This window comes from Trebonia sp. (genome assembly GCF_049794275.1).
Classification (GTDB): Bacteria; Actinomycetota; Actinomycetes; order Streptosporangiales; family Streptosporangiaceae; genus Trebonia.
In genome coordinates this window covers 1-7,672 of sequence record NZ_JBARCR010000236.1, presented here as the reverse complement: position 1 = coordinate 7,672, position 7,672 = coordinate 1, and the positions used below count along the sequence as shown (strand labels likewise).

At 71.7% G+C, this 7,672-nt stretch carries 8 protein-coding genes, 2 pseudogenes and 1 riboswitch; of the genes and pseudogenes, 4 read left to right on the top strand and 6 right to left on the bottom strand.

Going from position 1 to position 7,672, the window contains the following annotated elements:
* Positions 1 to 600: respiratory chain complex I subunit 1 family protein (locus WA805_RS06850; RefSeq protein WP_425241912.1), on the bottom strand; the 600-nt coding region annotated here is incomplete at its 3' end.
* Between the two features lie 81 nt (positions 601 to 681).
* Positions 682 to 746, bottom strand: a riboswitch (Fluoride riboswitch).
* 142 nt (positions 747 to 888) lie between these two features.
* Between WA805_RS06850 and WA805_RS06845 the strand changes: the two genes are divergently transcribed.
* Positions 889 to 2,427: a Na+/H+ antiporter gene (locus WA805_RS06845; RefSeq protein ID WP_425241911.1), complete on the top strand. Its 1,539-nt coding sequence runs from the start codon at positions 889 to 891 to the stop codon at positions 2,425 to 2,427.
* A gap of 46 nt (positions 2,428 to 2,473) precedes the next feature.
* Here the strand turns inward: WA805_RS06845 and WA805_RS06840 are convergent.
* A pseudogene (locus WA805_RS06840) lies at positions 2,474 to 3,361 on the bottom strand (TerC/Alx family metal homeostasis membrane protein); the annotation flags it as partial.
* A gap of 34 nt (positions 3,362 to 3,395) precedes the next feature.
* A complete protein-coding gene (locus WA805_RS06835; RefSeq protein WP_422280632.1) occupies positions 3,396 to 3,896 on the bottom strand; it encodes a general stress protein in 501 nt (166 codons plus the stop codon).
* A gap of 235 nt (positions 3,897 to 4,131) precedes the next feature.
* Here WA805_RS06835 and WA805_RS06830 point away from each other — a divergent pair.
* Positions 4,132 to 4,350, top strand: a pseudogene (locus tag WA805_RS06830) (DMT family transporter); the annotation flags it as partial.
* On the opposite strand, the gene WA805_RS06825 reads toward WA805_RS06830, so the two are convergent.
* From WA805_RS06825 to WA805_RS06815, 3 genes are read right to left on the bottom strand one after another with little or no spacing between them, the layout of a single operon-like run.
* Positions 4,264 to 5,043, bottom strand: coding sequence for a DedA family protein (locus tag WA805_RS06825; RefSeq protein ID WP_425240910.1), 780 nt, complete (start codon positions 5,041 to 5,043; stop codon positions 4,264 to 4,266). The pseudogene WA805_RS06830 and the gene WA805_RS06825 sit on opposite strands and share 87 nt — an antisense overlap.
* Positions 5,021 to 5,386 carry a TraR/DksA family transcriptional regulator gene (locus WA805_RS06820; protein ID WP_422288445.1) on the bottom strand — a complete coding sequence of 122 codons (366 nt, stop codon included), beginning with the start codon at positions 5,384 to 5,386 and terminating at the stop codon, positions 5,021 to 5,023. The genes WA805_RS06825 and WA805_RS06820 overlap by 23 nt, the downstream gene beginning before the upstream one ends.
* A gap of 19 nt (positions 5,387 to 5,405) precedes the next feature.
* A complete protein-coding gene (locus WA805_RS06815; RefSeq protein WP_422280626.1) occupies positions 5,406 to 5,543 on the bottom strand; it encodes a hypothetical protein in 138 nt (45 codons plus the stop codon).
* A gap of 144 nt (positions 5,544 to 5,687) precedes the next feature.
* On the opposite strand from WA805_RS06815, the gene WA805_RS06810 reads away from it, so the two are divergent.
* Together WA805_RS06810 and WA805_RS06805 are read left to right on the top strand one after the other, a co-directional pair.
* On the top strand, positions 5,688 to 6,374 hold the full coding sequence (locus WA805_RS06810; RefSeq protein WP_425241910.1) for a response regulator transcription factor: 687 nt from the start codon (positions 5,688 to 5,690) through the stop codon (positions 6,372 to 6,374).
* The coding region (locus WA805_RS06805; protein WP_425241909.1) for a HAMP domain-containing sensor histidine kinase at positions 6,367 to 7,672 on the top strand (1,306 nt) is incomplete at its 3' end. The genes WA805_RS06810 and WA805_RS06805, both read left to right, overlap by 8 nt.

Sequence of the window (7,672 nt, the reverse complement as noted above, 5' to 3'; positions counted from 1 at the left end):
GATCCGGCCCGTCTCGTGCAGGATCACCATGAACAGCGCGGCGCTCGCCAGCAGGTGCGCCGGGCGGATCACCTGCCCGGCGCCGGACCGGACGGTCGCGGCCAGCGCGTACGGCAGGTCGGTGCCGGTCAGCAGCGCCACGGTGAACACGACGAACAGCACTACCGGCTCGGTGATCGCCGAGAACGTCTTGGCCCGGCTCGATCCCAGCTGCGCGTACGGGCTGCCGGTCTCCGCGGCCGCGGTGGCGATGACGAAGCTGGCCAGCGACAGCAGGAAACCGCCGCCGAGGATGTCGCCCATGTACCCGAGCGGCAGCCCGTAGCTGGTCAGGACCGGGATGAGCAGCGGGATGGTCAGGTACGCGGCCACTGCGATCAGCGGCGCGGCCAGGAAGAACCAGCTCGCCTGCTCCGGGGCGAGCGACTCCTTGCGGGCCAGCTTGGCCAGGTCGTAGTACGGCTGGAGCACGCGCGGCCCGCGGCGGCCCTGCAGCCGCGCTTCCACCTTCGCGATCACGCCAGTCACCATGGGCGCGCCAAGCGCGACCGTGAGGACTTGGAGAAGCTGAATGACCGGGATGGGGAGGGCCGCGCTCACGGGGCGGCCCCCGTATGATTGCCAGGCTGTTCCAGCGGCTCGCCCACGACGTCGCCTCCTACCCGTAGAACCCTGAACTGCAGGTGGGTAGAGGCCATCAGCGCCGTTCGGCGCGGTTTATGGCGAGCCTCATCGCCAGGTGGTCATTGTCTCCCACGGTCTGGCTGGCGCGCAACCCGCGGCCGCGGCCGGCGGCTCCATCTGATTTCCATCCCGGCTGCCCCGTGACTGCACGCGGGCCGGGCATCCTTCGACGCGACTGTCCGGGCGTCGGGGGGAGGCAAGCACATGCTTGAACTGCTGGCGTTTGTCCTGCTCGCCGTCGCCGTCATCGTCGTGCTGCAACTCGTCGCCAACAGGACCGGGCTGCCGGCCGCGGCGCTGCTGACCATGGCCGGCCTGCTGTACGCCGTGCTGCCCGGCCCGAACCTCACGCTGGATCCGCACGCGATCCTCACGTTCGTGATCCCGCCGCTGATCTACAGCGCCGCGCTCAACTCGTCCCTGACTGCGATCAGGAAGAACCTGCGGACGGTGATCAGCCTGTCCATCGGGCTCGTGCTGGCCACCGGGGTGATCACCGGGGCCGCCCTGGGGCTGTTCGTGCCGGAGGTAGGCCTTGCCGCGGGGGTGGCGCTCGGCGCCGCGATCGCGCCGACCGATCCGGTGGCCGCGCTGGCGGTCGGTAACGGGGCGCGGCTGCCGGGCAGGCTCGTGACGATCATCGAGGGTGAGGGCCTGCTGAACGACGCCACCGCCCTCACCTTGCTCACGGTGGCGGTCACGGCGGTGACCAGCGGCGGGTTCTCGGCCGGCGGCGCGGTGCTGCATTTCCTTGCCGCCGCGGCCGGCGGGCTGCTCTCCGGGGTCGTGGTGGCGCTCGTCATGCGGCTGCTGCGGCGGGCCATTCATGATCCCTTGCTGGTCAACGCGCTGTCGCTGGCCACGCCGTTCGCCGCGTACCTGCTGGGGGAGGCGGCGCACGTGTCCGGGGTGCTGGCCGTCGCGGTCGCGGGGCTGATGATCGGGCACGACACGCCGCGCTTCACCTCGGGCGCCAGCCGCTTGCAGGTGAGCGCCGTCTGGCGGCTGGCGGACTTCCTGCTGCAGGGGTTCGTGTTCCTGCTGATCGGGCAGCAGATCCTGCCCGTGGTCCGCGGCCTGCGGGAGTACTCGTCCGGCACGGTCGCCGCGGCCGTGGCTATCAGCCTTGGCGTGGTCCTGGTGTTGCGACCGCTGTGGCTGCTGCTGATGGCGGGACGACGGCTGGGCGGCCGGGAGATCGGCGTGCTGAGCTGGGCCGGCACCCGGGGCGTGATCAGCCTGGCGGCGATCTTCACGGTGCCGCTGACCACCTCGGACGGGCAGCCGTTCCCTGGGCGTGACCTGCTGCTGTTCTGCACGTTCCTTGTCGTGATGGTGACGCTGCTCGGGCAGGGGCTGACGTTCGGGCTGGTTGCCCGGTTGCTTGGCGTGCGGGCCGATCGCGCCGACGAGGCGGCGCTGCGCTGGGAGGCGCGGCATGCGGCGGACCGGGCGGGACTGGCCAGGCTCGACGAGCTCGCCTCCGATGGTGAGCTGTCCGGCGCGGCGCTGGCCGCACTGCGGGCGAGCCTCGAGCATGAGGCCGGACACGACGGCGAGCCGGAGTATCTGGCGGCGGATCACGACGCCGCGCTGCGGGCCCGCAGGGAGGTCATCGACGCGCAGCGCGAGGAGCTGCTGCGCTGGCGCGACGCTGGGCATCTGCCCGATTCGAGTCTTCGGGTGCTGGCGCGGGAGCTTGATCACGAGGAGCGGACGCTGCCGCCGCATGACGGCCACTGACTTGCCCGCGGCCCTGTCTCCTGGCCTGTCTCCGGTTGCCGAGGACGGAGGCGACGGCGACGACGGACAGCACCGCGATGATGAACGCCGGCGCTGACCAGGCGGGAAGCTTCCATACGTCGGCGAGCAGCAGCTTGACCGCGACGGCCGCGAGGATCACCGCCAGGGCCGGCCGCAGGTAGCGGACCCGGTCCTGCGCCCCGGCTAGCAGGAAGTACAGCGCGCGCATGCCGAGCAGCGCGAACACGTTGGACGTGTAGACGATGAAGGGGTCGGTAGTGACGGCGAGCACCGCCGGAATGGAGTCGACGGCGAAGATCACATCGGCGGTCTCCACGACGAGCAGGGCCACCAGTAGCGGGGTGGCGAGCAGGCGGCCGGCGTCCCTGACCACGAATCGCTGGCCGTGCAGCCGGGTGTCGACCGGCAGCACCCGCCGCAGGACGCGAAGCACGCGCGGTTCCCGCGGCGCGGCATGGCTGTCGCCGCGCAGCATGCTGGCCGCGGCCACGAGCAGGATGGCGCCGAAGACGTAGATCACCGGGTGGATGGCCTCGATCAGGCCGATGCCGGCTGCGATGAACGCGGCCCGCATGAGCAGCGCGCCGATGATGCCGAGCATGAGCACCCGGTGCTGGTGGCGCGCCGGGATCGCCAGCGCAGCGAAGATGGCGGCGAACACGAAGATGTTGTCGACCGACAGGCTCCGCTCGATGAGGTAGCTGGCCAGGTAGGCCTGGGCGCCCCCGCTGCCCGCCCAGGCCCACACCAGCCCGCCGAAGCCCAGCCCGACAATGAGCCAGACGGCGCTCCAGGCGGCGGCCTCGCGCAGCGATACCTCGTGCGCGCGCCGATGCAATACGAACAGGTCCAGGACCAGCATCGCGACCACGAAGGCCAGGAACGCGGCCCACGCCCACAGCGGGACGGTCACCGCTGGCCACCGCCCCTGCGCGGCGGCAGGATGGTCAGCGTTCCGCGTCCTGCGCTGGTCCCGGTTCCGGCAGCAGCCCGGCTTCGCCGAGCATGTAGCGGGCGCGCTCCACGGTGCCCTCGCGCGCGATCAGGTCGTAGCGGGTCGCGACCAGCTGCCGCACCGAGCTGAAGTCGCGCTGGCCCCTGGTCCTGGCGTGCGCCACGAACCCGAAGGCCGCACCCCACAGGACCCCGAGCGCGGCGCCGGTCGCGGCGACCGCGAGGAAGGAGTGCCCGGATGTGAACAACCCGAGCAGGATCCCGAACAGCAGCCCGGCCCACAGGCCGCTCAGTGCTCCCGCCGTCGCGGCGCGCGAGCTGGTGAGCCGGCCCGTCACCCGCTCGACGAGCCGCAGTCCTGACCCGACAATGTCGAGCTTCTCTACCGGGAAGCCGTCGTCGGACAGCCGGTCGACCGCCCGCTGGGCGCTCTCGTAGTCGTCGAACCGCGCGACGGTATTCCACGCCGCACTGATGGGGTCTGCCAGCGGCATTCCGCTTCCTCGCATCGCAGCGTCCCTGCCCTTCCTTGTGGTTCACGGACTCAGGTTCGCGCTGCCGTGTGCAGGGCCGGTCCGTGCCGCGTGGAGATCCGATGGAGACGTGGGCGCGGCCGTCGCGGTGTCTCGCGGGCGTCTCCATCCCGGCTCCAACACGAGCACACCGGTCCTCCGCGCCCGCACGGCATAACTGGGGAGAGGCTCATGATCCCTGGTGTGAGGTGACGTGATGGCATGGGTGGCACTGGTGGCCGCCGGCTTGTTCGAGACCGCTTTCGCCGTCTGCCTGAAGCTGAGCAACGGCCTGACGGCCCTGTGGCCCACGGTGGCGTTCGCGATCTGCGCGCTGACGAGCTTCGGGCTACTGACCGTCGCGCTGCGCGACCTCGAGGTCGGACCCGCCTACGCAGTCTGGACCGGAATCGGCGCCGCGGGAGCGGCGACCGTCGGCATGATCTTCCTCGGCGACGTGGTGTCGGCGACCAAGCTCGTCTCGATCGTGCTGATCCTGTCCGGCGTGATCGGGCTCAACCTGTCCGGCGTGACGCCGTGACGTTCGAACGATCCGGCGGACGAGCTCGATGACGCCGCTGATAACGATGGTGGCGCCGAAGGCGATGGCCAGCCCGATCCAGGGGTCGTGCTCGAAGGCCCGGCCGCCGAGGCGGCCGATGAAGAACGCGTACAGCGCCCAGAGGATGGCGGCGGCCGCGGTCGCGGGGACGAACCTGCGGCGCGGGTAGCCGGTGAGGCCGCAGGTGAGGGTCACCGCCGTGCGGCCGCCGGGGATGAAGCGGCAGACGACGATGAGCTGCGTGCCGAACCGGTCGAGCGACCGCTCCGCCCACGCCTGCGTTCGCAGGCCCTTCGGCGTGCTGAAGAACCTGCGCTGCATCGCGGGCCCGAAGCGCCGGCCGAGCAGGTAGCAGAGGTTGTCGCCGAGGAACGCTCCCGCGGCCGCGCAGGCAACGAGCAGCGCGATCCGCGGATCGGTGCTGCCTGCCGTCGCGACGCCGAGGGCGATGACCACCGTCTCGCTCGGCACGACGGGGAAGATCGCGTCAAGAGCCGGGAGGAGGAGCGCCACCAGGTAGGAGACGACCGAATCCACCTGAAGGCTAGTGAACACGCTCACGGGCATCCGTCCTCAGCGCGGCCCCGGCGCAGCCCGGGCAGTACCTGGACTCCGGGGCGGCGAAGAGCACGACCACCGGGATCGGCGCCCCGCACTGCTCGCACTCACCGAAATTCCCTGCCGCCAGCCGGTTCAGCGCGTCCTCCGTGTCGGCCAGCCGCTGCCGCGCGGCGACGGTGCGGCGGACCAGCCGGCGGGCCCGCTTGTCCGCGCTGCCATCTGGCGCGTCGCCGACGGCGACGTGATACGCCAGGGACAGCTCGGTGACCTCCTGCAGCCGGTCTCGCCACCGCGCCTCGAGGATGACCCGCCAGCGCGGGCCGTCTGCTACGTGCTCTTCTCGTCGCATGCCGCTCCCTGTGCTCAGGCTAGTCGTCCTGCCTCCGGCGCGCTGACGGCGGCCGGTGAGCCGACCGGCGGGCACGGAGCAGGCCGACGCACAGGACCGCCAGGCAGACACCGAAGACGATCCACGGCGCCACCACGATCAGGTCGCTTCCTGTCATCAGCCCTGCCTTATGCTGCGTTGCTAGCGGTATCGCTATGCGGTACCAGTGCACCCCCCGAGCGTGCCTGCTTAGTGAAGTTGCGATGGTGACGGTGTGGAGGCGCGCCCGGTCCCGGCGGACGGAGGCATGATGGCGGCCACAGTGCTGGTGGTTGAAGACGAGCGCAAGCTGCGGGATTTCATCCGGTCATACCTGGAGCGGGCCGGTTTCACCGTGCTGTCCACCGGTTCGGGCGCGGAGGCGATCAGCATGGCGATGGCCGCCGCGCCCGACCTCGTGGTCCTCGATCTCGGCCTGCCCGACGTGCCGGGTGAGACCGTGGCGCGAGAGCTGCGCACCATGTCCGCGGTGCCTATCTTGATGCTGACGGCGAAGGCGGCGGAAGAGGACCGGATCCGCGGGCTCGAACTCGGCGCCGACGACTACGTGACCAAGCCGTTCAGCCCGCGGGAACTGACCCTGCGGGTGCAGGCCATCCTGCGCCGCGGCGGGGCGGCGGCCGGTGACGACGGCGTCGCCAGCTACGGGGGAGGCGACCTCATGATCGACGAGCCGCGGCGCATCGTGACCGTGCGCGGGGCTCCGGTCGCGCTGACGCCAACGGAGTGGGGGATTCTCGGCACGCTGGCGACCGTCCCCGGCCGCGTGTACTCGCGGTTCGAGCTGATCAACAAGGTGCGGGGATACGAGTTCGAGGGATATGAGCGCACCGTCGACTCGCACGTGAAGAACCTCCGCCGCAAGATCGAGGAGGACCCGGCCAGTCCGCGCATCATCCTGACCGTGCTCGGCGGCGGCTACCGGCTCGGCCTGACCCGCGATGGCTGACACGCCGCGCGGCGCCCAGCGCGGCAACACGCTGGGGCCCAGGCTGGCGCTCGCGTTCCTCGGCGTGGCGCTGTCGGCGGTCGCCCTGCTCGCTGTCCTCGCCGCCGTGTTCTCCGCCGTCGACGTGTCCTCGCTGGCGAACCGGCAGCGCGACGACCTGGCCGCCGCGGTCGCGGTGGCGGCGGCCGCCTCCTGGAGCCAGGACCAGGGCTGGGCAGGCGCCGATCTCACGCCCGTCCTCGAACTGGCCCAGCGCAGCGGCCTCAAGCTGCAGGTCCAGGACGCGAACGGTCACGCGGTCGCGACCACGCCAGGCTTCGCGGCGACGGGATCCCAGTCAACCGAGCCTGTCCTGGCGCACGGCCAGAGGGTCGGTATGGTGGTGCTCGGCCTCACCGCGTCCGGCCTCGGCGCCGCGGACAGCGTGCTGCGCACCGCGCTGTTCCGGGCCATCGCCGGCGCGGCCGGGCTTGCCGCCCTGCTGGCGCTTTTTACCGGCCTCGCGGTCGCCCGCCGGATCACCCGTCCTATCGCCCGGCTGATCACGGTGACCCGCGCGATGGCCGCCGGCGACAGGTCCGCCCGCGCGGGCCAGCTCAGCGGCCCAAGCGAACTGCGTGAACTGGCCGCCGCCTTCGACAACATGGCGGACACGCTCGACTACGAGGACAAGATCCGCAGGGACCTGGTGGCGAGCGTCGCCCACGAGCTGCGCACGCCGGTGGCGGTGCTGCAGGCCGGGCACGAGGCGCTGCTGGACGGGATCACGGACCCTGACCCCGAGGAGCTTGGCTCGCTGCGTGACGAAGTGCTCCGGCTGGCTCGCATGGTCGATGACCTCCAGACGATGGCCGCCGCCGACGCGGCCGTGCTGCGCCTGACGCGCGAGCGGACCGATCTCGCGGACATCGCGGGCGCCGCCGCCGACAGCCTCGCCAGGAGGTTCGAGGCGGCCGAGGTCGAGCTGGACCGCCAGCTTGACACGGCGCCGGTGCTCGCCGACGAGCGGTGGATGCACCAGGTGGTTACCAACCTCCTCGGCAACGCGCTCAAGTTCACGCCAGCCGGCGGCAGGGTCACGATCCGCACCAGTCAGCGCGGCGCGCACGCGGTCCTCGAGGTCGCGGACACCGGCGTCGGCATCCCGGCCGGCGAGCTGCCGCGCATCTTCGACCGGTTCTGGCGCGGGCAGGCCGCCGCCCAGATCTCGGGCAGCGGGATCGGCCTCGCCATCGCCGCCGAGCTGGCCGTGGCGCACGGCGGCACGCTCACCGCGGACAGCCAGCCCGGGCACGGCG